Genomic DNA, 25,772 nt, shown 5'->3' on the forward strand with positions numbered 1-25,772 from the left:
GTCTCATAGGTACCGGGAGTAGCTACTTTCACTGCTTCTGTCATCCTGCGTTCCGTGAACGACGCTACGTCTGGTCCACGCGCCGAAAAGATGGTTTCAAGTCGCGCGCGCCGGTACTCGGAGGTATGAATCCCGGCGACCGCGTCCGCGTCGAGCGGGCCGACCAGACCTACGAGGGCGTACTGCTCCCCTCATCGACGGCCGAGAACCTCGTCGTCAAACTCGAAGGCGGGTACAACGTCGGTATCGACCGCGAGGACGCCGACGTTGACGTCCTCGAAACCGACGTGTACGACATCGAGACCGGCGAAACCGACGACTCCTCGGCGGTGGAGTTCGACCCCGACCTCCCGACGATTTCGCTCATCTCGACCGGCGGCACCATCGCCTCGACCGTGGACTACCGGACCGGCGCGGTGACCGCGCAGTTCGACGCCGAGGACGTGCTTCGCGCGGTTCCCGACCTCGCGGGCCGGGCGAACTACCGCGGGCGAGTCGTCGCAAACATCCTCAGCGAGAACATGACGACCGACGTGTGGCAGGACCTCGCCCACGCCGTCGCCGAGGAAATCGAGGACGGCGCGGACGGCGTGGTCGTGATGCACGGCACCGACACGATGCAGTTCACCGCGAGCGCGCTCTCCTTTATGCTCGACACGCCCGTCCCAATCGTGTTCACCGGGAGCCAGCGGTCGGCCGACCGCCCCTCCTCGGACAACGTGATGAACGCGGTGTGCGCCGTCGAGGCCGCCAAGGCCGACGCCGCCGAGGTCATGGTCTGCATGCACGCCACAGAGAGCGACGACGATTGTGCGCTCCATCGCGGGACCCGCGTCCGGAAGAACCACACCTCGCGCCGGGACGCCTTCGAGACGGTCGGCGCGGAACCCCTCGGCGAAGTCGAGTACGAGACGGGCGAGGTTTCCTTCCGCCGAGACTACGCCGAGCGCGGCGCGACCGACCTCGATATCGCGCCCGACCTCGAATCCGAGGTGGAACTCCTGAAGTTCACACCCGGCATGGACGAGTCCTCGCTCGATGTTGCGGAAGGCAAGGTCGGACTCGTCCTCGAAGGCACGGGTCTCGGTCACGTCCACTCGGATTGGGCCGACCGCATCGCCGAACTCGTAGACGCAGGCACGACGGTCGTCATGACTAGTCAGTGCATCGAGGGCCGGGTCTGCGACCGCGTCTACGACACCGGTCGGGACCTGCTCGACGCGGGCGTCATCGAAGGCGAGGACATGCTCCCCGGCACCGCGAAGGTGAAGCTGATGTGGGCGCTCGCGAACGGCGACGACCCCGCAACGGCGGTCCGCGAACCTATCGCGGGCGAAATCACCGACCGCTCGGTTCCCTGGGAGTGAGAGCGTGACGATTCGCGTTCGCGAGGCCCGCCACGACGACTACGAAGCCATCGCGGCGTTCACGCAGAACACGTGGCCCGGCCGCGACGGCGGCGACTACATCCCGCGGGTCTACCACGACTGGCTCGGGGACGACGACCCGCAAAAGCACACCGTCGTCGCCGAAGTCGATGGCGTGGTCGCGGGCCTCGCCCAAACCGTCCTGCTCTCTCCGTGGGAGGCGTGGAATCAGGGACTCCGCGTGAATCCGGACTACCGTGGGCGGGGCGTCAGCACCGTGATTACCGATGACCTGTTCGACTGGGCGCGCGAGCAGGGCGCGACCGTCGCCCGGAACATGGTGTTCTCGTGGAACGCGCCCGGACTCGGCCAGTCGCGGGCGACCGGCTACGACCCCGTGACCGAGTTCCGGTGGGCGCACCCCGACCCCGACCCGGACGCCGAACCCAATCCGGACGCTGAACTCCGCTCGAACGTCGAACCGAACGCGGACGCGGCGCTCGCCTCGGCGAGCGCCGCGTCCGCCGAGTTCGAAATCACTTCGAACCCCGACGCGGCGTGGCGGTTCTGGACCGACAGCGCGGCCCGCGACCACTTCCGGGGGCTGGCGCTCGACGACGACGAATCGTGGGCGGTCTCGTATCTGACCCGCGAGGACCTCGAACGCGCGGCCGACGCGGGCGATTTGCTCGTGGTGCAGGCCGACGGAACCGCGGGGTTCGCCCATCGGGTCAGGGAGTTCGAGCGCGAGGGCGGCGAAAACGATGGAAGCGACGGCGAGACCGAAACGTGGGTCGAGTACGGCGTCGGCGCGTGGCGGGACGCCGCGAGCGCCGACGCCCTGTTCGCTGCAATCGCGCGTCACGCCGCCGACCGCGGGGCCGACCGCGTCAGGCTTCCGATTCCCGAGACGGTCCGGGCGGTCAGCGACGCCGCGCTCTGTCGGGTCGAGGTTTCCGACGACCCCGACTTCGTGTTGGCCGCCGACCTGACGGTCGAGTAATTCTTCGCGGTATCGTCCGTTCGATTCTCACCCGCCGCTTACGGGCGGGAACAGCGCGAGTTCGTCGCCCGCTTCGAGTTCGGTGTCGAGTCCCCTCTTGTCGCTGACGTTCTCGCCGTTCCGGAGGACGTTGATGTGCTCGCGCAGGTCGCCGTCGTCGTAGACTCTGTCTTCGAGGTCGGGGTGGTCGGCGACCAGCGCCGACAGCGCCTCGCCGACCGTATCGCCCGGTTCGGCGTCCACTTCGACCTGCTTTCCCCCGGCTATCTCGGCGAGGTCCGCGAACAGTTTCCACTCCATAGTCGGTGTGGGAATGGGAGCGCAAAGAGGGTTGCCCAAGCGTTCGGGACACGGGTTCGGTCGTGGCTCCCGTCGATTTATCGGGCGTCCGGACGGACGACTCACCGGACGTCCGGGGCGGCCGATTCCGCGGTCTCGGTCGCCGCGGATTCGACCTTTCGAAGTCGGTCGGGCCGGGCGATGACGTAAAGGGTGTCGCCCGGCGCGAAAACGCGGTCCGGGGCGGGGAGCGTCTCGACGCCCGCGTCGGTTCGGACCGCGACCACGCTCACGTCGAGACCGCCGGCCGTCGCGCCGTCGAGCGCGCTCCCCCCGGCGATTTCGACCACGCCGACCGTCTCGTCGGCCGCCCGGAGTTGCGCCGAGAACTCCCGGTCGGCGCGGGGTTCGGTCGGGAGCGTTACCAGCCGATACTCCGCGTCGGGGTCGAGGTTGGTCGCGTCGTCCGCGCCGACCGCGAGGGTCGCCACGTCGCCGACCGCCGCGCGGAGTTCCGCGGTGGCGACCCGCTCGGGGTCGGGTTCACGAGTCCAGACTTGGACGAGGTCGCCCGCTCCCGCGCTGAACGCGGGGTCGGCCCGGACCGCGACTGCGACGGTGCCCGAGGGGAGCGTCGGACCGATACCGGCGACCCGACCGCCGAGCGCGAGGAACTCGACCGCGCCGTCGTCGCCGATGTCGGCATCCACGTGGCCGACGCCGTAGTCGTCGCGGAGTCGGGTCGCGAGCCTGTCGCGGAGTTCGGCGACCGTGAGCCTACGCGGGAATCGGAGCGTCTTGCCTGCGAGCGACTCCTTCGTCTCGGGTGCGACCGGCTCGTACCCCTCCATATCGTCGATTTCGCCCGGAAGCTCGACCGTGGTGAACCGACCCACGGTTCGGACGAGTCTGCTCACGTCGCCGTCGAGTTCGGCCGCGCCCGTGAGCGCGACCGCGTCGGTCGCGAGTCGGTCGCCGACGCGAGCGCCCGCGACCCCCGCGACGGCACCGAAGACGAACGCCGCGACGTTCGTGACCGCGGTCGCGTGAGAGGGGAGCGCCTCGCCGCCCCCGAGGAACTGCTGGAGCGCGGTCGCGGTGTTGAGCCACAGACCGACCGTGCCGAGACCCACGAGGACAGCGAGGCCCTCGGGCATCCGCTCGCGGGCGTAGGACTTGTAGAGCAGGCCGAGGACGGTGGCGACCGCGCCCGAGAGGAGAGTCAGACCGACCGCGCGCCCGACCGGTGACACTAGCTCCGAGACCGCGGTGAGGGCGCTCACGCGACCACCTCCTCGAAGCGGTCGAGCGCACCGGGACTCCCGACCACGTAGAGTTCGTCGCCCGCGGCGAGGTCACCGATGTCTGTCGGTGCGAACGTCCACGTTCGGCCGTGCCGAACCGCGAGCACTGCGATTTCCGGGTCGGCTAGGGCGGCGTCCTCGTCGGTCTCGCTCGCGAGCGACCCGGTTTCCCGAATCTTCACTCGTCGGAGTCGCTTGCCGTCGCGACGGAGGAGCGAGAGGAGTTCGAACTCCCGGCGCGTCCCGCGGGCGTGGACCCGGACTGCCGCCGAATCCGCGTCGAGGAGCGTCCGGGCCGCCCGTATCGGCACCGCGACGGTCACGCGGCCGTCGCCGCCGGTCGCGCGCGGCGACGACCCGGCCGCCGTTGGCGGCCGGGTCTCGGCGTCTCTGGAGTCGGGGTTTCCGGAGCTAGCACTTCCGGGCGCGGCGTCTTTCGAACTCACCGCTCCGCTCGCGGGCGAGACGGCGGGCGGTCCGCCCGCCGTCTCGCCCGCGGACCGCCCGCCCGCCGTTCCGCCGTCGGAGCGCACGCTCACGACGGTCCCCGTCACGTCGCCGTCGGGGGTCGCCACCGTGACCTCGTCGCTTCGGGCGAGACCGGTCGGGACGAGCGCGTCGGTCGAGACCGCGCGCTTGCCCGCCGGAATCCGACGCGAGAGCGCGCCGACTGGGGGTGCGGCGCTCACGGTCGCCCGGCCGTCGGCGTCGATGCTCGCGGTCGCTTCCGCGAGGTCGTGGTCGGTGCGAAGGCGCTCTTCGAGTCGGGATTCGAGTTCCGAGATGGGGAGGTCGTCGGGGAACGTCCACTCGCCCTCGCGGATGGTCGCCCGGAGGTCGTCGGGGAGCGGCGGGTAGCCCTCGATGTCGGCCACCTCGCCCCGGACCCTGATTCGCGCCTGTCCGAACTGGCCGACCCGTTCGACCACGTCGCTCGACAGGCCGCGCTCGCGGAGCTTTCGGAGGGTGAACCGCCGGGGGAACTCCGCGCCCATCTTGTCGCCCTGGGCGTGGGCGTACAGCGTCACCATCATCACGACGAGCGCCGAGACCAGCGCGATGGGCGAATTGATGATTTGGGTGTCGAGCAGGCCGAGCAGACCGCCCTGCACGCCCGCGATGGCGACGCCGAGGACGAGGACACCGAAGCCGGGAATCGTGACGCCGGTGAAGTACTTGAAGGTGAACCCGAGCGACCACGCCACGAGCGCGGGAACGACCGCGGTCAACGCGCCGAGATAGAGACCGAGAGCGACCTGAACCGGAAGCGAATCCATTGGGTTTTGGCATGCACACCCGCCGTAAATCAGTATCGACGTTTGTAGACAGTACCGACAGTTTATCTATCACGCCGAGAGGACAGCAACGTATGGAGTCGGGCACGCGTCGGGACTGGGTGGGCGTGCGAGCGTCCATCACGCTCACGTTCGCGGTGGCGGTGCTCTCGATAGCGACCGGCATCTCCAGCATCGGTCTCGCGGCCGGGACCGACCTGTTCGGCGACACGATTCCGGTGTGGGCACAGGAGACCGCGGGATTCACCGGCACGCTCACGGGCTTTCTGATGCTCGCCAGCGCGTTCGGCATGCGCCGACACCTCCGAGCCGCGTGGTACTCGACCGCGCTTCTCCTCCCGCTGACCGCGGTGCAGGGCGTGGTCCAGTCCAGTCCCTACTCGGTGCCGCTGGTCGTCGTCTCGGCCGTGGCGTTCCCGGTCGTCGCGCTCGGCCGCCGCCACTTCGACCGCGAAGTCCAACTCTCGACCGCACAGCTCGCGGCGGTCACCGCGCTCGTCGGCGTCCTCGTCTACGGCACCATGGGAACCTACGCGCTCGCCGACCAGTTCAACGGGGTCGATACGCCGCTCGACGCGTTCTACTTCACGCTCGTTACCGCGAGCACCGTTGGCTACGGCGATGCCACCCCGGCCACTCAGACCGCCCGAGTGTTCGCGCTGTCGGTGGTCGTGGTCGGCACGGCCTCGTTCGCCATCGCGCTCGCGTCGCTGCTCGGCCCCGCAATCGAAGCCCGCCTCGCCTCCGCACTCGGAAAAATGACCGAAACACAACTCGAACTCCTCGAAAACCACGTCATCGTTCTCGGGCACGGCGACCTGACCGAACCGATTCTGTCGGAACTCCGCGACCGCACGCCGTTCGTCGTCGTCACGAACGACTCGGCGCGCGCCGCGGAGTTGACCGACCGCGGAATGAACGTCCTGACCGCCGACCCGAGCGACGAGGAGACGCTCGAACGGGTCGGCATCGAGCGCGCGAGGGCGGTCCTCACGGCCACTAACAACGACGCCGAGGACGCGCTCGCGGTGCTGACCGCGCGCCAACTCAATCCCGAAATTCGCATCGTGGCGGCCGCGACCGACCGCGAGAACGTGGACAAACTCAAGCGGGCGGGAGCCGACACCGTCATCAGTCCGGCGACCATCGGCGGCCACCTGCTCGTGCGGTCGGCGCTCGGGAGCGACGAGATGGAGAGCATCGCCGACCGACTCACTGGGAAGTCGTCGGGGTCGCCTGAAAAGCCGGGGAGCGACTGAACGAGATTTCGGGGCGACGGCCGTCGCCCGAAGTTTATTTGACTGCCGTCACAGACTCTCCGATATGTCGAGGGATGTGCCGGAAATCCTCCTCAGCGGAATCCTCGCGTTCGTCGTGGGCTATCTGATTTGGCCTCCCCGACGCGTGTACTGGACCGCGGTTTCCGACGTGGTTGGCGTGCCGGTCACGCTCCTGCTCGTCGCGGGCGTCTGCGTCGGTGTCGGCGTCGTCGTGTGTCTGTTCGCGTCGATTTCGCCGCGCAACTTCGCGGGCGGGGGGCTGGTCGCCTACCTCGTCGGAATGGTTCTCATCGAATCGATTCTGGTCCCCGACAGTCCGGTACACCTGTTGCTGTACGGCGGCGTGTTGGTCTGTCTGGTAGTCGGCGTCGCCGCCTGTGAACCGTTCGCCTCCTGACTTCGGTTCGGCGAGCGAATTTTCGGTGGCTGAATCGCTCGAACGTGCCGCGAAGATTGCGGATTCGCGACCAATCGCCTACCGCTCGTCGATACTCACCGAGATGTTCTTGGTTTGCAGATACGAATCGAGCGCTTCGAGTCCCTTCTCGCGGCCGCTACCGCTGACCGACCGACGCATCGGGAAGCCGTCGCGGTTCGAATCACTTTTCGGCGATTTGCCAGTACACGTACCGCTCTAGCAGCGACTCGGCGTTGTCGTGACCGCATTTCGGACAGTTCATCCCTGTTACGTCCTCGACACCGACCGGAAATGTGTACCCGCACCCGGACTCGCAGGCTATCTCGTCGTATCTGTCGCCCAGTTCGGCGACCACGCCGTCGTGATGGTTCTGCTGCAGGTGGTCGCTCGCTCGCGTTTTCGCCCTGGCGACTGCCTCGGCCTCGACTTTCGAGTCACAGAACTCACAATCGAGCTGAAACACGCTATCTCGTGCCACCCCGTTCGACTTCGACGCTGCCATCGCTCACGACCCGAACGTGCTTGCCGCCGTAATCGAATTCGACGGTGCCGCTCGTCCGGCGCGAGACGCCGTTTTCGAGCGGGGCGAACAGCGCGTTCAGCGCGTCGGTGTCGATGACCGAGTAGAGCGGTTTCAACTCCGCTCGGCCGGACTTCGCCCCCGGACTCACGGCCCGGACGACGGCCTCCGTAACCGTTTCACCCTCCTCTATGCGGTACGTCGTCTCCCCGTCTTTTTGTATCCCTTCGCCGCCACCTTTTGATGCTGTAATCTCTGCTGAATTTGAATGAGTCATTCGAACTATCTCCACCGTACCGTACGGTTCTGAGTCGGTTGAGTCCCGAGACGGCGCATGCAGGCCTTTCAAAAGGGGGAGGATGTCTATCAGTGAGCCAGCGTGTCTCCGAGGAGATTTTTGTACCCTCGGCGAAGCCTGTCGGTGAACGACTGTCGCGCGATACCGAGTTTCTCGGCCAACTCCGCGAGGTTCGTCTGCGGGGGCGTCTCGTAGTATCCCTCGTTGTACGCGAGAAGCAGGGCTTCTCGCTGTTCGGGCGTGAGACTGTACTGATTTGTGCCGTTTCGGCCCCCGACTGCGTGGAGGCGACTCAACTCGATGTCGATGTCGTGGGTCGTGCAGTACTGTTGGAACGCCGCGATTCGGTCGGTGTCCTCCGCGCGGAACTCGAAAATCCACTCCTCCTGCGTGCCGGTCGCCGACAGCAACGTGAGTTCCGCGTCCACGATACCGGTGAGGACGCCCTCGACGTTCGCGTCCCAGTTGGCGCGAAACAGCCCTTGCGTGCCGAGGTCGTCCACGACGGCGAACGACTGGAGCGCCCCCCGCGCTTCGAGCGTCTCCCGTACGCGCTCGACCGAAACGTTTCGGACCCAGAAGTACGGCAGAATCGCGTCTTCCGTGGGGACGACGCGCTCGATTTCGATAGTCACGTCCGGCAGACTCTCGAAGATGTGGCCCAGCGGGAAGTCGTCGGCCGGGATGGAAAACTCGGCTATCGTAGCCATGTGCACTTACAGCACGGGACGGAAATAATGGCCGTGCCTTATCAGTCAACGACGGTCGTGTCGCGAACGACCGACTACGCCGCGAGGTCCACCACGGCGTCGAGCGTGATTAGAATCGCGCGCTCGACGTTGTTCTTCGCCTTCTCGGGGAGTTCGTCGTCTTCGGTCTCGCCCTTCTGGGTCCCTGCCACGAGGTTGCCGTCCACGGTACAGATGGCTCCCGCGCGCATGCCCTTCCGGCGCGCGAGCGAGAACACCGCGGCGGCCTCCATCTCGACCGAGAGAATGTTGGCGGCCTCCCAGTCGGCGACGTACTCGTCGGTCTCGGCGTAGAAGGCGTCGTCGCTCGCAATCGCGCCGACGTGAACGTCTTCGTCGTTGGCTTTCGCGGAGTCCACCAGCGCCGAGAGGACGCCGTAGTCGGGGACAGCGGGGTACTCGACGGCCTCGTAGCGCCTGCTCGTGCCCTCGTTTTTCGCCGCGCCGGTCGCGACTATCATGTCGCCGATTTCGATGTCGGACTGGAGCGCGCCGGTCGTCCCGACCCGAATCACGGTCTCGACGCCGACCGCGTGGAGTTCTTCGATTGCGATTGCGGCCGACGGGCAGCCGATTCCGGTCGAGCAGATGGTGAGGGGCGTGCCCTCGTACTCGGCGTTGACGACCTTGTACTCGCGGTTCTGCGCGACGACTTCGGAGTCGTCGCACAGGCCCGCGATGCGGTCCACGCGACCGGGGTCGCCGGGGATGAGCGCGATGTCGTTCACGTCGCCCTGCTCGACGAGAAGGTGGGGCTGTTTCGCCATACCGGTCGATTCTCGCGAGAGGGAGAAAAAGCGTAGGGGTTCGCTGTGGGCGACTGTTCGGACAAGGGTGAGGGATGAGGCGATTGGAATTCGTGGTGGTCTCTGCCCGAATTCGACCGCCTCACCGAACTACCGAGTGAATCGAGGTAGCGCTTGTAGTGCGAGAAGCGACACCGGAGCCACTGATGAAACGCAGTGATGACCGCGTCTTGTAACTCTTAATCGAAATCACCACCCCAAAGGAGCAACGCCAGCCAATGCGATAAGGTAATCAATCAGGAGAATTACCAGCACCTTGTACCGATTGTCGTCCATCCAGAGCCGAAAATCACGTGAGTAAAGCCTCAACACGCCAAAGGTGGTGATTACGAACAAGCCGGTTGCCGTGACCAGATTATTCCAGAGAATCATCCAGGCTCCGACCAGAAACGTGGCTACGGTAACAGTTATGACTGCTACTTTCCAGAAACCACTGTCGCCATTGGTCCGGCCCATAAGGAGTTCGATGAATCGGTGAGTAATAAGAATTCCAATAGAATCTTTGTTGAAAATGAAATAAACGCCGACTGGAGTCCCACTATCCCAATCGTTCGCGCTCGTCAGTAGGGAACTGACGGGAGAATTGAACGGCCCGGGTATCGAGAAGTCCTGCTCGAACGCTGACCCCTAGAACTGCCCGTCGAGAAACGCCTGCACGTCCTCCCACGTCGGCGCGGTCCGCGCACCGTCCTCCATCGCCGCCAAGGCTCCACACGCGTTCGCGAACTCCAGCGCGCGCTCGTAGTCGGCGTCGGGGCCGACCGGGTTGTCCCCGCGCACGAGCACCGCCAGAAATCCGGCGGCGAAGGCGTCACCAGCGCCCGTCGTATCCACGGCTTCGGCGTCGAAACCGGGGTGGCTGTACGACCCGTCGGGGGTATCGACGCGCGCCCCGTCCTCGCCGTGCTTGATGACGACCACGCGACCGTGGAGTTCCGAGGCGGGCGCTTCGAGGTCGTCGTCCAGAATCGTCCGGGCCTCGCGGTCGTTGAGAAACACCACATCGGAGTGGGCCAGCGCGGCCGCGAAGTCGCGGTCGGCGAGTCGGCGGCCCGGGTCGAAGCTCACGGTCACGCCCGCCTCGGTCGCGACCCGGGCGAGTTCGGCCGCCGTGTCGGGCCGCTGGCTGGTGAGGTGGAGGTGGCGTGCACCCTCGACGTACTCGGGAGTCACGTCTGCTGGCGCGACCGCCTCGTTCGCGCCCTCGTTGCCGAGGACCATCACCTCGCCGCCCTCGTCCACGATGAGGTACTTCGTGGTGGTTTCGGCGTCCTCGACTTCGAGCAGGTGGGTGCAGTCCACGCCCGCGTCCCGGAGTTCCCGACGGGCGAGCAGACCGGTGTCGTCGTCGCCGACGCTCCCGACCAGCCCCGTCTCGAACTCCATTCCCGAGAGCGCGACTGCGACGTTGGCGGCGCTCCCGCCGCCGGACCGGCGCTGGGAGTCGATGCGTGCTTCCCCGTCCGGGACAGGAAGCGCATCCACCCGGAGGGTCACGTCCCAGTTGACGTGCCCGGCGGTGACTACCTCGACCATGACTCGCGGCGATGGGGGCGTTCGGAGAGCGACATACCGCCACGGTATGCACCCGCTCGTCAAAACGCTTGGGTCACCTTCGCGGGACAGATGTTTTTCCTCGTGTCGAGTTCGTCGTCCGGTCGTACTCGGCTGTTATCTTTGGAACCGTGTTTTTGATTTGCTCAGAGAACTGTCGAAGCGAGCGACTCCCGGTACCTATGAAAACCGCACCGCACCGCGACCGCAGACCACACGCCTCCCCAACCGACTGCGTTTCTCGGTCGTCGTCGTCCGAGAGAGCTTTGCTCTCTCGTGATCACGAAAATCTTCGATTTTCGAACGACTTCGCTCCTCCCTGCGATACTCATCCCTCGCGCATCTCGGCGCACCCACGGGGGGTGCGCCAGCGCGCGCCGAGAGGTCCGTGAAAATGCGCGAATCGCCGGTGACTCATCCCGCAATCGCGAACAGGAGCAGATTGTGCGCGCCCGGCCCGAGTCCGATGGCCGCGACCGCGAACAGTAGGATGAAGCCCTCTCGCGGGTCCTCGCGGACGAGGTCGGCGAACAGCACGACCACCAACTCCGCGATGACGAGCTTCACGAGGACGAACAGCCACCCGACGCCGATAATTTCGGCGGTCGGCAGACTTCCGGCCGCGTCGAGGACGAGCCGGGAGACCGGCGTTCGCTCGCCGAAGCCGAGCACGTCCACGCCGACCGCGGTCGAGACCGCGTCGAGCGCGTGGCCGAACAGCGCGAGGACGCCGACCGCGCCGGTCGTCGCGGCCACGCCGGGATAGACGCGCCGGGTCGCGAGCCAGAGCGCGAGCGCCAGCACGGACGCGACGGCGACGGCCACGCTCGGCCAGAACAGTTGGAGCTCCCCGACCTCGGCTCCCCGGACGAGCGCGTAGCCGACGACTGCGATGGTCGCTCCGAGACCGGTCGCGGCCAGCGTGCGCTCGACGTTCGCACCCGCGCGACTCGTCGCGAACCACACCGCGCCCGCGACCACGAACGTCGTCAGGTAGACCGCTGGCGTGCCGAACAGCGGGCGGAGCGCCGTTGGCACCCAATCGACGACGTAGAGGACGTGGAGACTCGACCCGACGAGCACCCACGGTGCGAGCGCGAGCGCGGTCCGTTCGGACACCGGTGGCTTCGCTCGGTAGAGCGCCGCGCCGACCACCGCCACCGCCGCGAGAAGCGCGAGGAGATACGGAAGCGCCGGGAGCGCGAACCCCTCTGGAAGTACCATGCGCCAAACGGCGGAGCGCGGGGCCGAAAGGCTTGCGATTGGCCGTGAACCGTCCGCGAGCGAGGCCTCTACTCGGCTCTCCGTCGCGGCATCGACCGCCCCGAATCGGGCCGTGCGACTTAAACTGTTCACCGACTAGATGCGCCCGGGGGTTCCCAATGAGTGAAACAGCAACGACAAGCGACACGACCGAGACGGGGAGTACCGGCGGCTGGATTTCGGCCATCGTCGCGCTCCTCGGCGGCTGGCTGGTGGTATCGGCGTTCGTCTTCGAACCGCCCGCCGCCAACTTCTGGAACGACATCATCGTCGGTGCCGCCATCGGCATCATCGCGGGCTACAACGCCATCAAGACCGACGACTACGAGGCGGTCAGCACGGGGGCCGCGTCGCTGGTCGCGCTCCTCGGCCTGTGGATGGTCGTCGCGCCGTTCGTCTTCGAGACGCTGACCGAGACGGCGTTCTGGAGCGACGTAATCACCGGTGCGCTGGTCGCGGTCCTCGGCGGCTACAACGCGTATCAGTCGCGGTCGGCCCCGCGCCGTACCGCGACTGCCGAGGCCGAGACTCGGTAGCCCGACGACCGACTAAGCCGCCTTTTTTGCGCGACCACTCTATTTTATATTGCATTATGTAATTCACCAATCGGTTGGCCGACGAGCTACGGTTGGGGTTCGCCGTACGAGGACGGCCAACGACGGGGTTTCGCCGATTTCGAAGGTGCGTTGACATCCGACGGTACAGCCACCGCGACGCCGAACGAATCGGCCAGCGGGACTGACCGCTGAAGCGTTCTCGACGGAAACGTCCCTGTGGGAGGTGAGTCGAGCGAGCGAAAATCACGCGAATCTGATTATGGAGCATTTCCAAGTCGGTCAGAGTCACCGAGACGGGATCGGTTTCTGCGATTTCACGAAGCGGGTCTTCCGCGAGAGCGTCGCCGAATTGTTCGTCGCTATCGAAAATCCGAATGTCTGAGGCGTTCTGGAGGGGGTGTCGTCTCTCGTAGACTGAGTCGTGGCCGCTAGGCGACCGCAGATTTTCACCGCCCTTGTTTCGGACTATCACGGATTTGCACGGAGCCGTTGGTTCCCTGGACTGCGCACTGTCCTTTCGCTACATACTGGAAAGCAACTCACGTTGGGGTGGTTCGCGCGCGTAACAACTACTACTGGTCGAACTCGGGGAACTGTCAGAAGCAATATGACACCGTGACCATCTGTGAGTGCGAACGGTCGAACCGGAGTCCATTCGATGCGGAGTCGGTTCATTCGATGCGGAGTCGGTTTCGTCACCCGTGTCTTTCGACGGGGGATGACGACCTCGCGGGGGTAAATCTTCGAGCGCTATATCGAATCTCGGAATCGAACACACCCGGCCATTCTGCGCCACCCGTCCGTTTTTGCACCTACGACGCGTACGCCGAGCCATGACTCAATCCGATTCCGAGGTCCATCCGGCGGTCGAATCGGCCGCGGAGGACATCGCGACGATGGAAATCCGGGGCGCGGCGACCATCGCGGACGCGGCGGCCGAGGCGTTGGCGGTCGAAGCCGAGGAGAGCGAGGCCGAGACGCCCGCGGAGTTCCGAGCGACGATGCGCGCGGCGGGCCGACGGCTCGTGGAGACCCGACCGACCGCGGTCAGTCTGCCGAACGCCCTGCGGTACGTCCTGCGAGGGATGGGGGGCGAGTCGGTCGAAGGGCTTCGGTCAAGCATCCTCGACAGCGCGGCGGAGTTCCGCCGAGAACTCGACCAGGCGCAGGACAACCTCGGACGAATCGGCGCGAACCGCCTCCGGGACGGCGACACCGTGATGACCCACTGCCACTCGACCGACGCGCTCTCCTGTGTCGAACACGCGCTCGACCAGGGCAAGGAGATTCACGCCATCGTGAAGGAGACCCGCCCGCGAAAGCAGGGCCACATCACCGCCCGCTGGCTCCGGGAGATGGACGTGCCCGTCACGCTCATCGTGGACAACGCGGCCCGCCGGTACTTGGACCAGACCGACCACGTCCTCGTCGGCGCGGACTCCATCGCGGCCGACGGCTCGGTTATCAACAAAATCGGCACCTCCGGTCTCGCGGTCAACGCCCGCGAGCGCGGCGTCCCCATCATGGTCGCGGCCCAGACGCTCAAACTCCACCCCGACACCATGACGGGCCACACGGTCGAAATCGAGATGCGCGACGAGCGCGAGGTCCTCACGCTCGACGACGAGGCCGACATCGGCGACGTGACCGTCGAGAACCCCGCGTTCGACGTGACCCCGCCGCGGTACGTGGACGCCATCGTGACCGAGCGCGGTCAGTTCCCGCCCGAGAGCATCGTGACGCTGATGCGCGAACTGTTCGGCGACCAGCAGGGCGGCGAGCCGTGGGAGACGTAATCGCGTCAGTCGGGTATCGGCCCACTTCGGACTCGAACGCCTCGTTTCGCGGCTTTAGTCTCCCAATACCTAATCGCCGGGACGTGGTTGTCTCGCGGCGATGCGAGAACCAGACAGACGGACGATTCTCCGGGCCGCGTTCGCGGGCGCGAGCGGCCTCGCGCTCGCGGGAACCGCCGCCGGGCAGGAGACCACCGAAGGTGACACCACCGCGAGCGGAGACGAGACGACGACCGAAGGCGGCGAGGCGACCACCGAAAGCGACGAGACAACGACCGGTGCGAGCGACGACGCCGGTCTCGTCACGGTCGAGAGCGACGACGACTTCGAGACGACGGTCGAGCGCATCACCGGGGCCATCGAGGGCAACGAGAATCTCACGCTCGTGACGACAGTAGACCACGCCGAGAACGCCGAATCGGCGGGGCTGGACCTCCCGCCGACCACGCTCCTCGCGTTCGGCAATCCGCAACTCGGCACGCAGTTGATGCAGGCGAGTCGGAGCGCGGCCATCGACCTCCCCCAGAAGATGCTGGTCTGGGAGGCCGAGGACGGGTCGGTGAACGTGACCTACAACGACCCCGCGTGGCTCGCCGACCGCCACGGCGTCGAGGGTCGCGACGAGGTGCTGGCTCAGATTTCCGGCGCGCTCGAATCGCTGGCGACCGGCGGCAACTGACCGGGCGAGACGACTGACCGGACGAGACGGCGGACCGCGCGAGACGCGCCCTGCGCGTCTCGCGCGCCGTCCAAACCGCCGCGAACCCCACTTCTTAGACCCACCCGGTCCAATCGGAGGGCAGAATACGCATGCACGAAGTCGCAGTCATCGGCGGCGGAATCGTCGGGTCGTCGGTCGGGTACCACCTCGCGCGCGCCGGGGTTGATACCGTCCTCCTCGACCGCGAGGACGAGGGGCGGGCGACCGCCGCGGGCGCGGGCATCCTCTCGCCCGCGACGAGCAGTCGCACGGACTCCGACACGTGGTTCGAGTTCGCCATCGAGGCGGTCGCGTACTACGACGACCTCGTGGCCGCGCTCGAAGCCGAGCAGGACGGCGATACCGGCTACGCTCGGCCCGGCCTGCTGAGCGTGGCGCTGGACGACGCCGAGGTCGAGGCGTTCGAGGCGGCGATGAGCCGAATCGAGCGCAGGCAGGCCGACCTCGGGAGTCCCGAACCCGGTTCGTTCCGCGAGCTTTCGCCCGCTGAGGCGCGCGAGCGACTCCCCGCGCTCGCCGAGGACGTTCGGCGCGCGGCCTCCTACGAGAACGCCGCGCGCGTGGACGGCCGAATCTTCACTGAGGCGCTCCGGCGGGCCGGAAGAGCGCACGGACTCGAAATCCGCCGAACCGAAGCTGAGGGGATTCGGGTCGAAGACGGCGCGGTCGCGGGCGTCGAAACCGAAGACGGCGCGCTCGATGCCGAGCGCGTCGTGGTCGCTGGCGGCGCGTGGTCGGGCGCGTTCGGCGACGACCTCGGCGTCGAGATTCCGGTCGAACCCAAGCGCGGCCAAATCGCCCACCTCGGCGCGGCCGAACTCGACACCGCCGACTGGCCCATCGTCAGCCCGTTCCGGGGCCACTACGTGGTCCCGTGGCCGGACGACCGAGTCGTCGCGGGCGCGACCCGAGAAGCCGGGTCGGGGTTCGCGCCCTACAAGACCGCGGGCGGGGTTCGCGAGGTCCTCGACGAGTGTCTCCGGGTCGTCCCGGGACTCGACGACGCCGAACTGGAGGAAATCCGGGTGGGTCTCCGACCCGTTTCGGCCGACAAGCTTCCGGTCCTCGGCGAGGTGCCCGACGTGGACGGCGCGTTCATCGCCACGGGTCACGGCGCGACCGGGCTTCAGCTCGGCCCCTACAGCGGGAAACTGGTCGCGCAGGCGGCCCGGGGCGCGGACGTGGAGACCGACATCTCGGCGTTCGGCGTCGAGCGATTCGAGGGATGAGACTCGGCCGACCGGGATTCGCGGGGGAGCCGAGAATCCGGTCGTTCGCAGTCGCGGGGGAGCTTTAATCGCTCGCAGTCACGAAGGCGATTTCGCGCGCAGTCCTGCGCGCGAAATCGCCCCGAACGTCGCAGAATGCAATCCGAACGCCGCGGAACGCAATCCTTACCCCCGTCGTGGGGCTACCTCGCCACAATGACCAGAGAGACCTTCGAAATCCGCGACCAGGACGGCTTGGGTCGCATCGGCGAACTCTCCGTCCCGCGGGCGGGCGTGACCGTCGAGACGCCCGCGCTCCTCCCCGTCATCAACCCCCACGTCCGGACCGTCGAACCCTCGCGGCTCCGGTCGGAGTTCGGCGCGGACATCCTCATTACCAACTCCTACAGCTTCTACGGGAGCGACGAGTACCGCGACGACGCGCTCGAAGACGGTCTCCACGACGTGCTCGGCTTCGACGGAGCCATCATGACCGACTCGGGGTCGTTCCAGTTGGCCGAGTACGGCGAAATCGACGTGACGACGCCCGAAATCCTCGCGTTCCAGCGCGACATCGGGAGCGACATCGGCACGCCCGTCGATATTCCGACGCCCCCCGACGTGGCGCGCGAACGAGCAGAGGAGGAACTCCGGACCACGCAGGAACGCCTCGAAGTCGCCGAGGGCGTGGACGTGGGCGAGATGCTCGTCAACGCTCCAGTCCAGGGTTCGACCTACCCCGACCTCCGCGAGCGGGCGGGGAGACACGCCGACGCGACCGACCTCGACGTGTTCCCGGTGGGCGCGGTCGTGCCGCTGATGAACGACTACCGGTACGGCGACATGGTGGACGTGGTGGCTGGCGCGAAGCGCGGTTTGGGCCGGGACGCCCCCGTCCACCTGTTCGGGGCGGGCCACCCGATGATGTTCGCGCTGGCGGTCGCGATGGGATGCGACTTGTTCGATTCGGCGGCCTACGCGCTCTACGCCCGCGACGACCGGTATCTCACGGTTCGCGGGACCGAACACCTCGACGACCTCGATTACTTCCCCTGCTCGTGTCCGGTGTGCGCCGACTACGCGCCCGCCGAACTCCGGAACGTGGGAGGCCGCGCCCGCGAGGAACTGCTCGCCGAACACAATCTCCACGTCACCTTCGAGGAGATTCGGACCATCAAGCAGGCGCTTCGGGCGGGCAATCTACTCGAACTCGTGGAGACCCGCGCCCGTGCCCACCCCGCGATGCTCGACGGCTACCGCGCGCTGACCGACCACGCAGACCAACTCGAACGCGAGGACTCGGTCTCGAAGGGCGCGTTCTTCTACCTCTCGGGCGAGAGTGCCCGGCGGCCCGAAGTCGTCCGCCACCACGAGCGACTCGAACGCCTCAGTCTCGACCCCGGCGAGCGCGTTCTCCTGACCGAGGGCGGCCCGAGCGACAACTTCGACGCGTCGTGGCGGGTCGTCCCGCCGTTCGGCCCGTTCCCGCGTCACCTCTCCGAGTCGTACCCCCTGACCGCCGAGGTGCCCGACCGGATGGACGCCGAAGGGTACCGAGCGGCCGCGGAAGGAGTCGCTCGGCTCGCGGACGTGAACCCCGACGTGGCGTTCACGCTGGCCCATCGAGGATGGCCCGAGAGCGCGCTGAATCTGGTTCCCGAACGCGTGGACGTGGTGGACCTGAACGGGGAGTGACGTTCCCCGAGGTATCGAACCCTTCGCAGACCACCGCGGGGTGGGACTGAAAGGGGCCGGGTGCTAAACGAACCCCGGCGACGCAAGCACTGGAACGAGGGAGCGTAGCGACCGAGTGAAGCGCACAGCGAGCCGCGGGAGTTTAGCACCCGGGGGCTTTCGGAGTGTTCTCCCCTGTAGTCCAAACGGAGAACGAGAAACTGTACGGAGAACAGAAACTGTCGCGGGAGCGCTCCTATCTCGGAAGATAATTGCGTCTCGCTCCCCGACCCGACGGTATGACCGACTACTTCGAAGTTCACCACCGCGACGGCGCGGCGCGGGTCGCGGAGTTGCGCCTCTCCGACCCGGTGACGACGCCCGCTCTCGCCGACGATTTCGTCTCGGACGCCGGAAGCCTCTGGGTCGCCGACCGCGAGATGCCCGAGGGGAGCGACGATGAACTCACGATTCTGCCCCATCGCGGCTTCCCGAGCGGCACCGACGAGGAAGTCATGGACTCGTTCGCGGTCGAGTACCCCGACGTGGACTACCCGAGCGCGGCGGTCGTCGCGCCCGAGACCGCCGCGGATTACGCAGCCGATGCCTACGTCCTCTCGGGCGCGCAGGGGTTCGTCGGCCACGGCGCGGGATTCAAAGAGGCGGTAATCGAGACCCGCGAGGCGATTCCGGCCGACAGCGCGCTCTACCTCTCGGGGGTCGCCACGCCCGCGAACGTTTCGACGCTCGTGTACGCTGGCGCGGACCTCGTGGACTCGGACCGCGCCGTGGTCGAAGGCACGCGCGGAAAGTACCTCACGACCGAGGGGAGCCACTTCCTCGAAGACCTCTCGGAACTCCCGTGCGCGTGCCCGGCGTGCCAAAAGCCCGTCTCGGAGTTCACCCGCGCCGACTGCGCCGAGCACAACGAGAACGCGCTCCGTGCCGAGTTGGGAATCGTCCGCGAGCGCATCCGGGCGGGACGACTCCGGGACTACATCGAGGGACAGGCCCGCCACGACCAGTGGCTCACCGCCGCGTTCCGGGAGTTCGACCAGCAGTGGAGCTACGTCGAGGAGCGCACGCCCGTCATTCGGGACACCGAACTCACCGCCGCCACCGAGGATTCGCTCAGGCGAGTCGAGATTCAGCGGTTCGCCGAGCGCGTGACGACCCGGTACCGGAACCGGTTCGACAATCCGCTCGTCCTCGTGCCCTGCTCGGCGACGAAGCCCTACAGCGACTCTCAGAGCCACGGCCAGTTCCACGACGCGATTCAGTTCCGGGGCCACACCGTCTCGATGACCTCCCCAATCGGAGTCGTGCCCCAAGAACTCGAACTCACCTACCCCGCCCAGCACTACGATTCGGTGGTGACCGGGCGGTGGTCCGAGGACGAGAAGGAGTTCGTCGCCGAGGTCCTCCGGCGCTACCTCGAACGCAACGACTACCCCCGTGTCATCGCCCACGTTCCGCCCGAGGGCTACCGCGAGGTGTGCGAACGCGTCGAGGAGGCGCTGGGAATGGAGTTCGAGTACACCGTCGAGGAACATCCCACGACCACCGAATCGCTCGGGAATCTCATGCGAACCCTCGACGGCGAACTCAAGTACGGCAAGCGCGAGCGCCAGCACAACACCATTCGAGCCATCGCCGACTACCAACTCGGAGACGGCGCTGGCGACGACTTGTTCGAAGACATTCAAACCGAGAGCAGATACCCCAAACTCCGCGTTCTCGACGGCGAGGGCGAACAGCTCGCGGCGATGGTTCCCCAGTACGGCGTCCTCTCGTTCACCCTCGAAGGCGGCAAGCGGTGGGTCGAGTCCGACGCCCCCACGAAGCGCGTCGAAATCGACGCCTTCGCGCCTCACGGGAGCGTCCTCGCGCCGGGCGTCGTGGACGCGGACGACGACATCCGAGTCGGCGACGAGGTGGTCGTCGAAGGCCCGAAGGCGTTCGCGGTGGGTCGCGCCGAGATGTCCGGCCCGGAGATGGCCGAGAGCACGCGCGGCATCGCGACCAGCGTCAGGCACGTCGAAGAAAAGTAGGCGAGAGAAGGAGGCTCAGGTTTAAATCGGAGAGCGGAGCCAACCCGGAGTGTGACTCGAACTGGACGACTTTCGGCCGCGAACCGCACCGTGGATTTTAGTAGACCGACGAACAACTTCGCGCCGAGGAGGTGTCACTGTGGCAACTGACGAGGACGAACGCCGGTACACGATGGACGACCCGCATCCCGCCGACGAGGACCTCTCTCCGGAGTTGAAGGAGTTCATCTACGGCGACCCCGACGAACTGCCGGAACTGGAATGGCCGGACGAAGACGAGAAGGACCCGTTCATCCACGGCGGCCGTATCAGAATGGAAGGCGACGGGGACTGACTCCGTGACGCCTTCCGCTGGCGCTTCGAAGGAGACCGAGCCGTTGGCACATCATCCCGACGATGTGCTTCTTCCACCGGGACCGCAAAACGTGGTCGCGTATCTCGGAAAGGAAGTGTTGCTCTCGTGGTTTACCGAAGTCCGGTCGGAAACACACCGAGAGGTGCTCGACCGCCTGTACGATGTCGGTCACCCGAGAGTGCTATTCAAGACCAGCATCTATCCACTCGTAGAAGTCTTCACGAAGATTCGATACGAACGTTCCGCGAGAGCGACTGTCGCGTTCCACGAAAACCTCGTGGGGTCCATCGTTCGCGTTTACGATGGTCGCGACGAGTGGACCACATCTGCTCAGAACAGGTCACCAAGAGCAGTATTCCGGGCGGTTGCCGAACTGTATCAGCGACGGCCGAAAATCGAGTTCAGCTTTCCCGAGGCCGCCCTCGTTTTGGGTCTCGCCCGCGAGAACCGGAACCGAAACGTCCCCGTGTATCTGTTCACCTTCGACGGGACGCTCGCCACGCTCGCCGACACGTTCGAAATTCCCGTCCTGCCGTACTCGACGCCCCTGCGCGACGATTCCGGCCGGTGAGTCGGCGAGAAGTGAGTGCATACCGCGACCGTACTCGGTGAATAACCTTGGTGGCTGACCGCGAATCCGGCCGTATGTCCGCGCCCGATTTGGAGTTCGAAAGCGACGTCGAGGGTCGAATCTACGAGTACGTCGAGCGCCGCGGGTCGGCCACGCGCGAGGAGGTCCGAGACGCGGTTCGGGTCGAGCAGACCGCCGGAGCCAAGCCGCCCCGGTCGGGCACCGAATCGCCCGCCCGCCTCTCGGTGCCGGACCTGAACGCGTACATCGACGACCTCCTCGACGGTGGTCCCCTGACCGAGCGCGACGGCACCCTCTACGTCTCGCCCGACGCGGAGGCCGAGACCCACGAGGCCGCCGACTTCGAGTACGTCGTGCGCCCGGCCGACGAGGACGACCGCCACGAAATCGCCCGACTCATCCGCGAGGTGGCCGCCGAAGGAGCCATCGTCGTGGACGAGCGCGTGGCCGACGCTATCGAGGAGAGCGCGCTAATTCGGCTCAACGAGCGCGAATCGCGGATGTTCTTCGTCGCGGAGCGAGACGCCGAGGAGGGCGAACGCGACGAATCGGAACTCCTCGGCTGGGTCCATGTCCACGGCTTCGAACTCCCGGCGCGCGACCACACCGCCGAACTCACCGTCGGGGTGGCATCCGAACACCGCGGGCAGGGAATCGGCGGGAACCTCCTCGAACGCGGGATGTCGTGGGCCGCAGACCGCGAGTGTATCAAGGTGTACCAGAGCCTCCCGGCGACCAACGACGACGCCTTCGACCTGCTCGAAGAACACGGCTGGGAGCGCGAAGCCACCCGGACCGACCACTACCGGGTCGGCGACGACCTCGTGGACGAGGTCCAGATGGCGAAGCGACTCGACGATTAGCGGTCGAGAAACGCGCCAATCGTGAGGCCTGCGAAAATCGCCGCTCCGGCGAGGGCGAGCACGTGCCCGGCGACGACCCCGCCCTCGACGCCCGCGAGGACGCTCGCGGTTTCCGCGAGCAGGCCGCCACCGATGAGCCCGACAGACGCCAGCGCGGTCCGGTCGGAGGCACCCGGAAATTCGCCGACTGCGGGCGGGTAGAACTGGTAGGTCGCGCCCGCAATCGTCAGACCGAGGAAGCCGAGGGCGTTCAGGCGGAAGTGGACCGCGACGAGCGCGGGCGCGGCCCCGCCGAACGCGAAATGCAGGCCGAGGAGAACCCCGCCGACGCCGCAGACCGCCCCGACCAGCACCGCGTAGAAGCCGACACGGGGGCGCTCCGAGCGAGCGAACAGCGCGGCGTAGGCAAGCGCGAACCCCACGACTGCGACGGCTTCGAGCGCCGCACCGACCCGGAACCACGGGTCGCGGTAGAAATTCGACGCGAGAATCGCGGGGGCGACCGCGCCCGCCGGGAGGACGACGGCGACGAGGACGCTCGGGGGGTCGGCCGCCAGAAACCGCGGGAACAGCCGAAAGCCGACCGCGAAGACGAGGAGCGCGGCGGTCCCCGCGGCGAGCAGGTGGGCGGTCTGTGCGAATCCGAACGGGATGGGTGTGGGAATCTCAGTGTGTGCCGCGAGCGTCCCGTAGCTCCCCGCTACGAGGTACGCGAAGACGACCGGGACGAAGGCGTTGGCGTACCGGTCCACTCCCCTGCGGTGGGCGTTCGGGCCGCCGGTCCCGGTCTCGCGCCCGGCGAGATTCCCGCGGAGGGTCCACCCGAGCGCGGCGACGAAGACGGCCGCGCCCGCCGTCCAGCAGACCGCGCCGACGAGTCCGACCCCCTCCGGGACGCCTCGAAAGGGTGCGAGGGCGAGTCCGAGAGTGCCGATTACCGCGAACGGGAAGTGGACCGCAGGCGCGCGCGGGAGCGCGAGCCTGCGGTCGAAGTACGATGGGACGAGCGAATACGCCTTTCCGAAAACCGCGTGGAGGACGAACCCGTAGACCGCGAGGCTCACTTCGACCTGTCGGGGGGCTTCGGCGAGCGCCGCGACTTGCCACGCGACGAGAAACAGCGCGCTCGCGCCGACGAACCGGCGCGCCCACCGTGTCACGGATTGGGCGCCCATCAACAGCAGAAGATGAACGGGTACATCAGCGAGACTCTGTCGTCCGCTTCGAGTTCGGTGTCGAGTCCGGCGAGGTGTTCGTTGAACTGGCCGTTGACCGCCACGCGGGCGAACTGGCGGGTCTGCTCGCCCTCGGGGTTCTTCTTCCACGTGCCGGGGAGTTCGTCGGGCGGGGACGCCCACCCGGACGTCGTCGCGTCTTCCTCGGTCTCGGCGATGAGGAGGTCCTTCACGTCGTACTCCGCGAAGAAGGCGTCGAGGAAGTCCCGGAGCGTGGTTCCCTCGAAGGTGTACTCCAGCCGTGGTTCCCCGACTGCACCCCTGACGTGGCCGGTACACCGCACCTCGACCGTGGTTCGCTCGCCCGTCTCGCCGGTCGAACTCTCGGCCGTCCGCTCTGTGGCCGTCTTCATGTTCGACGGTACGCGCTCCGCGGGAAAATAGGCCGTCGCGAACATGTTCGGTTGAGGTGGTGTCGGCGAGGAATCCTCACTCCCGGCGCGCGCTGGCGCAACGTCGTGGTTTGACGTTGCGCCCATGCGCGCGAGGGATGAGTGAGCGACCAACGGGAGTGAGCGAATCGGCTGGGGAGGCGTGTGGCTGTCGCGGTTGCGGCGTGGCCCTCATAGGTACCGGAGATAGCTAGCTATTTGATACACAAGCGACACTCTCCCGTACCGACACTCTCCTCTACCGATACTCCGACCCTACCATAACCTCACCAGTCTCGTCCAGAATCCACACTCTCGCCAGTTCGCTCCACCGTAGGTATTTGAACGATAAGGAACAACCCACGGGCATGGAAGACATCACGCTGACTTTGCCCGACCGAATCGTCGAGTCGCTCCCCGCCGACGGCGAGGACGCCGCCCGCGACATGGAGCGGGCGGTCGCTGGGTGGGAGCGACGACTCAACCGCGCGGCCGACGAGGCCGACACCGACGAGGCGGCCGCGGGCGCGGTCGTGGACGCGCTCGAACGCTTCGAAGACAGGCTCGAACGCTACGACGACTTCGTGGTCGAACTCCGGGCGTGGGGCCAGTCGCCCATCTACGCGATGGCGTGGCGCGACCTCCACGTCGCGCTCATGCGCCAACTCTACGACCACGAGGACCTCTCGGAGTACATCGACCGCGAGCGCCACTCGCGTCTCGTCAGCGACGGCATCCGACCCGGACGGTAAGAGAGCCGAGTGAGGCGACAGATGACGAGTGACGACGAAGCCGACACCCTCGACCGGGTCCGACGCGCGAAGACGCGCCAGCGGAGCGACCGATGGCTCGACGGCGGCGCGGTCGCGGCCGGCGTGGTCGGCGCCCTCGGCCCGCAGACGCTTCCGGCGTTCCTGCTGGCCGCCAGCATCCCCGAGTCGATGGTGCGCGTGGTCGCGTCGGTCACGCTGCTCGCGGTCCTGTTCGGAGCCTACGTCGCGGGATGGCTCGGCGGCCCGGGCGCGGGTCGCGGCGCGCGCCACGGAGCGACGGCGCTCGCCGCATCGACCGCGGGCGCGGCGTTCGCGGCCGTCCTGCTCACTCCCGACCGGATGGCGTCGATGCTCGGCGGGGCGACGTTCCCGGTCGCGCTGGTCTCGGCGGTCGCGGTCGGGGGTGGCGTGGGCGCGCTAATCGGCTCTCTCGGCGGTCGCCGCCGCGCCGACGCATGATAGTGATTGCTGTGACGCTGTCCCGGGAGGTAGTCACAGCAATCACTATGAGTCTTTATGCCCACGGCGTTCGAAGGTCGTGACGTGACTCTCGAACTCCGATTCTTCGCCAACTTCCGCGAGGCGGTCGGCCAGAAGGTCCTCGAACGCGACGTTGACGGCGACACAATCGTCGGCGACGTGCTCTCGGACCTCGTGGCCGAGTACGACCTCGATTTGTTCGAAGACGGCGACATCCGACCGCAGGTGTCGGTGATGAAAAACGGCAAGGACGTGTACCACCTCGACGGTCTCGACACGCCGCTCGAAGACGGCGACACCCTGAGCGTGTTCCCGCCGGTCGCGGGGGGTTAGATGCGGGTCGAGAAGTCCTACCGGGGCATCTCCGAGCGACTCGCGCACCACTACCTCTCGAACCTCGGCGGCGAGATTGCCGACGGCGACCCGGAGGGCGACGCCGACGTCCTCGGTGACGACTGGCGGGCGGCCATCACGTCCGAGAAGGTGGGCATCGGGCCGTCAGTCCAACTGACCGAGGTGACGGTCGTCTTCGAGGGCGACGAAGACGCGCTCGACGCCCTCATCGAGGACTTCTCGCGGAAGGCGATGCGTGCTGGCGGATGACCATCGATAACCCCATCGAGGGCCAAATCCTCGTCCTCACCGCGGCGAAGGCGAGCGTCGGCGGCCAGCGCCTGCCGGACCTCGTGGCCGAGGCCCGCCGGGAGGTCGAACCCCGCGCCGACGACCTCCGGCGGTCCTACGAGTGCGTCCACGAGGACGACGTTCGGACCGTCTTCCTCGTGCCCGAGGGGTTCTGGGCGGAGGTCGGCGACGACCTCGGCTGGTCGCGCCGCGAACACGAAGCCGTGGCCCGCGCTCACGCCGAGCAACTGCTTCGAGTCGGCAGGCGCGAGGACCGCCGCGAGGAGTTCGAGACCGCGCTCGAACTCCGGGAGGCGGTCGTCGTCGGGGCGTGAA

Annotated in this window: 30 protein-coding genes; 18 read left to right on the plus strand and 12 right to left on the minus strand. The window is 67.0% G+C overall.

All coding sequences use genetic code 11. The annotated features are described in order from the left end of the window. Positions 1-125 precede the first annotated feature (125 nt). Positions 126-1,367: a Glu-tRNA(Gln) amidotransferase subunit GatD gene (gatD, locus tag EKH81_RS02530; RefSeq protein WP_132057910.1), complete on the plus strand. Its 1,242-nt coding sequence runs from the start codon at positions 126-128 to the stop codon at positions 1,365-1,367. A gap of 4 nt (positions 1,368-1,371) precedes the next feature. After that, the gene (locus EKH81_RS02535) at positions 1,372-2,370 is read left to right on the plus strand and encodes a GNAT family N-acetyltransferase (RefSeq protein ID WP_132057909.1); all 999 of its coding nucleotides are present in this window, start codon (positions 1,372-1,374) and stop codon (positions 2,368-2,370) included. A gap of 27 nt (positions 2,371-2,397) precedes the next feature. Here EKH81_RS02535 and EKH81_RS02540 read toward each other — a convergent pair whose 3' ends face one another. The 3 genes from EKH81_RS02540 to EKH81_RS02550 all read right to left on the minus strand — a co-directional run bounded on the left by EKH81_RS02540 (position 2,398) and on the right by EKH81_RS02550 (position 5,230). Further along, the gene (locus EKH81_RS02540) at positions 2,398-2,670 is read right to left on the minus strand and encodes a ubiquitin-like small modifier protein 1 (protein WP_132057908.1); all 273 of its coding nucleotides are present in this window, start codon (positions 2,668-2,670) and stop codon (positions 2,398-2,400) included. Positions 2,671-2,771: 101 nt separating this feature from the next. Further along, entirely contained in the window at positions 2,772-3,932 is a 1,161-nt protein-coding gene (locus tag EKH81_RS02545) for a cation:proton antiporter regulatory subunit (protein ID WP_132057907.1), read from the minus strand. Then, on the minus strand, positions 3,929-5,230 hold the full coding sequence (locus EKH81_RS02550) for a DUF8167 domain-containing protein (RefSeq protein WP_132057906.1): 1,302 nt from the start codon (positions 5,228-5,230) through the stop codon (positions 3,929-3,931). Before EKH81_RS02550 ends, EKH81_RS02545 begins: the two co-directional genes overlap by 4 nt. Positions 5,231-5,322: 92 nt before the next feature. Here EKH81_RS02550 and EKH81_RS02555 point away from each other — a divergent pair, with 92 nt between their 5' ends. Next, positions 5,323-6,507 carry an NAD-binding protein gene (locus tag EKH81_RS02555; protein WP_132057905.1) on the plus strand — a complete coding sequence of 395 codons (1,185 nt, stop codon included), beginning with the start codon at positions 5,323-5,325 and terminating at the stop codon, positions 6,505-6,507. A gap of 64 nt (positions 6,508-6,571) precedes the next feature. Further along, positions 6,572-6,925, plus strand: coding sequence for a hypothetical protein (locus EKH81_RS02560; RefSeq protein ID WP_132057904.1), 354 nt, complete (start codon positions 6,572-6,574; stop codon positions 6,923-6,925). 202 nt (positions 6,926-7,127) lie between these two features. On the opposite strand, the gene EKH81_RS02565 is transcribed toward EKH81_RS02560, so the two are convergent. The 7 genes from EKH81_RS02565 to EKH81_RS02595 form a co-directional block, all read right to left on the minus strand. After that, a complete protein-coding gene (locus EKH81_RS02565; protein WP_162224348.1) occupies positions 7,128-7,424 on the minus strand; it encodes a hypothetical protein in 297 nt (98 codons plus the stop codon). Beyond that, positions 7,411-7,743 (minus strand): DdfA family disk-determining factor, encoded by a 333-nt coding sequence (locus tag EKH81_RS02570; RefSeq protein WP_162224349.1) that lies wholly within the window; start codon positions 7,741-7,743, stop codon positions 7,411-7,413. Before EKH81_RS02570 ends, EKH81_RS02565 begins: the two co-directional genes overlap by 14 nt. An 89-nt stretch (positions 7,744-7,832) precedes the next feature. Further along, on the minus strand, positions 7,833-8,474 hold the full coding sequence (locus EKH81_RS02575; protein ID WP_132057902.1) for a helix-turn-helix domain-containing protein: 642 nt from the start codon (positions 8,472-8,474) through the stop codon (positions 7,833-7,835). A 74-nt stretch (positions 8,475-8,548) separates the two neighbouring features. Then, a complete protein-coding gene (locus tag EKH81_RS02580) occupies positions 8,549-9,280 on the minus strand; it encodes a guanosine phosphorylase (protein WP_132057901.1) in 732 nt (243 codons plus the stop codon). Between the two features lie 228 nt (positions 9,281-9,508). Further along, positions 9,509-9,775 (minus strand): hypothetical protein, encoded by a 267-nt coding sequence (locus EKH81_RS02585; protein ID WP_132057900.1) that lies wholly within the window; start codon positions 9,773-9,775, stop codon positions 9,509-9,511. Between the two features lie 171 nt (positions 9,776-9,946). Beyond that, a complete protein-coding gene (locus EKH81_RS02590) occupies positions 9,947-10,855 on the minus strand; it encodes an ATP-dependent ribose-1-phosphate kinase (RefSeq protein WP_132057899.1) in 909 nt (302 codons plus the stop codon). A gap of 432 nt (positions 10,856-11,287) precedes the next feature. Continuing rightward, the gene (locus EKH81_RS02595; RefSeq protein ID WP_132057898.1) at positions 11,288-12,097 is read right to left on the minus strand and encodes a DUF63 family protein; all 810 of its coding nucleotides are present in this window, start codon (positions 12,095-12,097) and stop codon (positions 11,288-11,290) included. Positions 12,098-12,255: 158 nt separating this feature from the next. Here EKH81_RS02595 and EKH81_RS02600 point away from each other — a divergent pair, with 158 nt between their 5' ends. The 9 genes from EKH81_RS02600 to EKH81_RS02640 all read left to right on the plus strand — a co-directional run bounded on the left by EKH81_RS02600 (position 12,256) and on the right by EKH81_RS02640 (position 21,953). Beyond that, complete coding sequence (locus EKH81_RS02600; protein WP_132057897.1) at positions 12,256-12,672, plus strand: SPW repeat domain-containing protein; 417 nt, start codon at positions 12,256-12,258, stop codon at positions 12,670-12,672. Positions 12,673-13,526: 854 nt separating this feature from the next. Then, complete coding sequence (locus EKH81_RS02605; protein ID WP_132057896.1) at positions 13,527-14,489, plus strand: ribose 1,5-bisphosphate isomerase; 963 nt, start codon at positions 13,527-13,529, stop codon at positions 14,487-14,489. 100 nt (positions 14,490-14,589) lie between these two features. Further along, on the plus strand, positions 14,590-15,168 hold the full coding sequence (locus tag EKH81_RS02610) for a DUF302 domain-containing protein (RefSeq protein ID WP_132057895.1): 579 nt from the start codon (positions 14,590-14,592) through the stop codon (positions 15,166-15,168). A gap of 131 nt (positions 15,169-15,299) precedes the next feature. Continuing rightward, complete coding sequence (locus tag EKH81_RS02615) at positions 15,300-16,439, plus strand: NAD(P)/FAD-dependent oxidoreductase (protein ID WP_132057894.1); 1,140 nt, start codon at positions 15,300-15,302, stop codon at positions 16,437-16,439. A gap of 195 nt (positions 16,440-16,634) precedes the next feature. Next, positions 16,635-18,113, plus strand: a complete 1,479-nt coding sequence (tgtA, locus tag EKH81_RS02620) for a tRNA guanosine(15) transglycosylase TgtA (protein ID WP_132057893.1) — start codon at positions 16,635-16,637, stop codon at positions 18,111-18,113. Positions 18,114-18,391: 278 nt separating this feature from the next. Continuing rightward, positions 18,392-20,143, plus strand: coding sequence for an archaeosine synthase subunit alpha (gene arcS, locus EKH81_RS02625; RefSeq protein ID WP_132057892.1), 1,752 nt, complete (start codon positions 18,392-18,394; stop codon positions 20,141-20,143). A 139-nt stretch (positions 20,144-20,282) separates the two neighbouring features. Continuing rightward, entirely contained in the window at positions 20,283-20,477 is a 195-nt protein-coding gene (locus EKH81_RS02630; protein ID WP_132057891.1) for a hypothetical protein, read from the plus strand. Positions 20,478-20,481: 4 nt separating this feature from the next. Next, the gene (locus EKH81_RS02635) at positions 20,482-21,069 is read left to right on the plus strand and encodes a hypothetical protein (RefSeq protein ID WP_132057890.1); all 588 of its coding nucleotides are present in this window, start codon (positions 20,482-20,484) and stop codon (positions 21,067-21,069) included. A 74-nt stretch (positions 21,070-21,143) separates the two neighbouring features. Next, complete coding sequence (locus EKH81_RS02640) at positions 21,144-21,953, plus strand: GNAT family N-acetyltransferase (RefSeq protein ID WP_132057889.1); 810 nt, start codon at positions 21,144-21,146, stop codon at positions 21,951-21,953. Here EKH81_RS02640 and EKH81_RS02645 read toward each other — a convergent pair. Beyond that, a complete protein-coding gene (locus EKH81_RS02645; protein WP_132057888.1) occupies positions 21,950-23,128 on the minus strand; it encodes a hypothetical protein in 1,179 nt (392 codons plus the stop codon). The genes EKH81_RS02640 and EKH81_RS02645 overlap by 4 nt on opposite strands. Further along, positions 23,128-23,541, minus strand: a complete 414-nt coding sequence (locus tag EKH81_RS02650) for a MoaD/ThiS family protein (protein WP_132057887.1) — start codon at positions 23,539-23,541, stop codon at positions 23,128-23,130. Before EKH81_RS02650 ends, EKH81_RS02645 begins: the two co-directional genes overlap by 1 nt. Before the next feature lie 386 nt (positions 23,542-23,927). Here EKH81_RS02650 and EKH81_RS02655 point away from each other — a divergent pair, with 386 nt between their 5' ends. The 5 genes from EKH81_RS02655 (at position 23,928) to EKH81_RS02675 (ending at position 25,771) form a co-directional block, all read left to right on the plus strand. Further along, positions 23,928-24,311: a DUF7971 family protein gene (locus tag EKH81_RS02655; RefSeq protein WP_132057886.1), complete on the plus strand. Its 384-nt coding sequence runs from the start codon at positions 23,928-23,930 to the stop codon at positions 24,309-24,311. A gap of 21 nt (positions 24,312-24,332) precedes the next feature. Beyond that, positions 24,333-24,791, plus strand: coding sequence for a hypothetical protein (locus tag EKH81_RS02660; protein WP_132057885.1), 459 nt, complete (start codon positions 24,333-24,335; stop codon positions 24,789-24,791). A gap of 84 nt (positions 24,792-24,875) precedes the next feature. Next, positions 24,876-25,145: a ubiquitin-like small modifier protein 1 gene (locus EKH81_RS02665; protein WP_132057884.1), complete on the plus strand. Its 270-nt coding sequence runs from the start codon at positions 24,876-24,878 to the stop codon at positions 25,143-25,145. After that, complete coding sequence (locus EKH81_RS02670; protein ID WP_132057883.1) at positions 25,146-25,415, plus strand: MoaD-like domain-containing protein; 270 nt, start codon at positions 25,146-25,148, stop codon at positions 25,413-25,415. It abuts the gene before it with no gap. Beyond that, positions 25,412-25,771 (plus strand): DUF8048 family protein, encoded by a 360-nt coding sequence (locus tag EKH81_RS02675; protein WP_132057882.1) that lies wholly within the window; start codon positions 25,412-25,414, stop codon positions 25,769-25,771. Before EKH81_RS02670 ends, EKH81_RS02675 begins: the two co-directional genes overlap by 4 nt. Position 25,772 lies beyond the last annotated feature (1 nt).

Source organism: Halorussus amylolyticus (assembly GCF_004143485.2).
Classification (GTDB): Archaea; Halobacteriota; Halobacteria; order Halobacteriales; family Haladaptataceae; genus Halorussus; species Halorussus amylolyticus.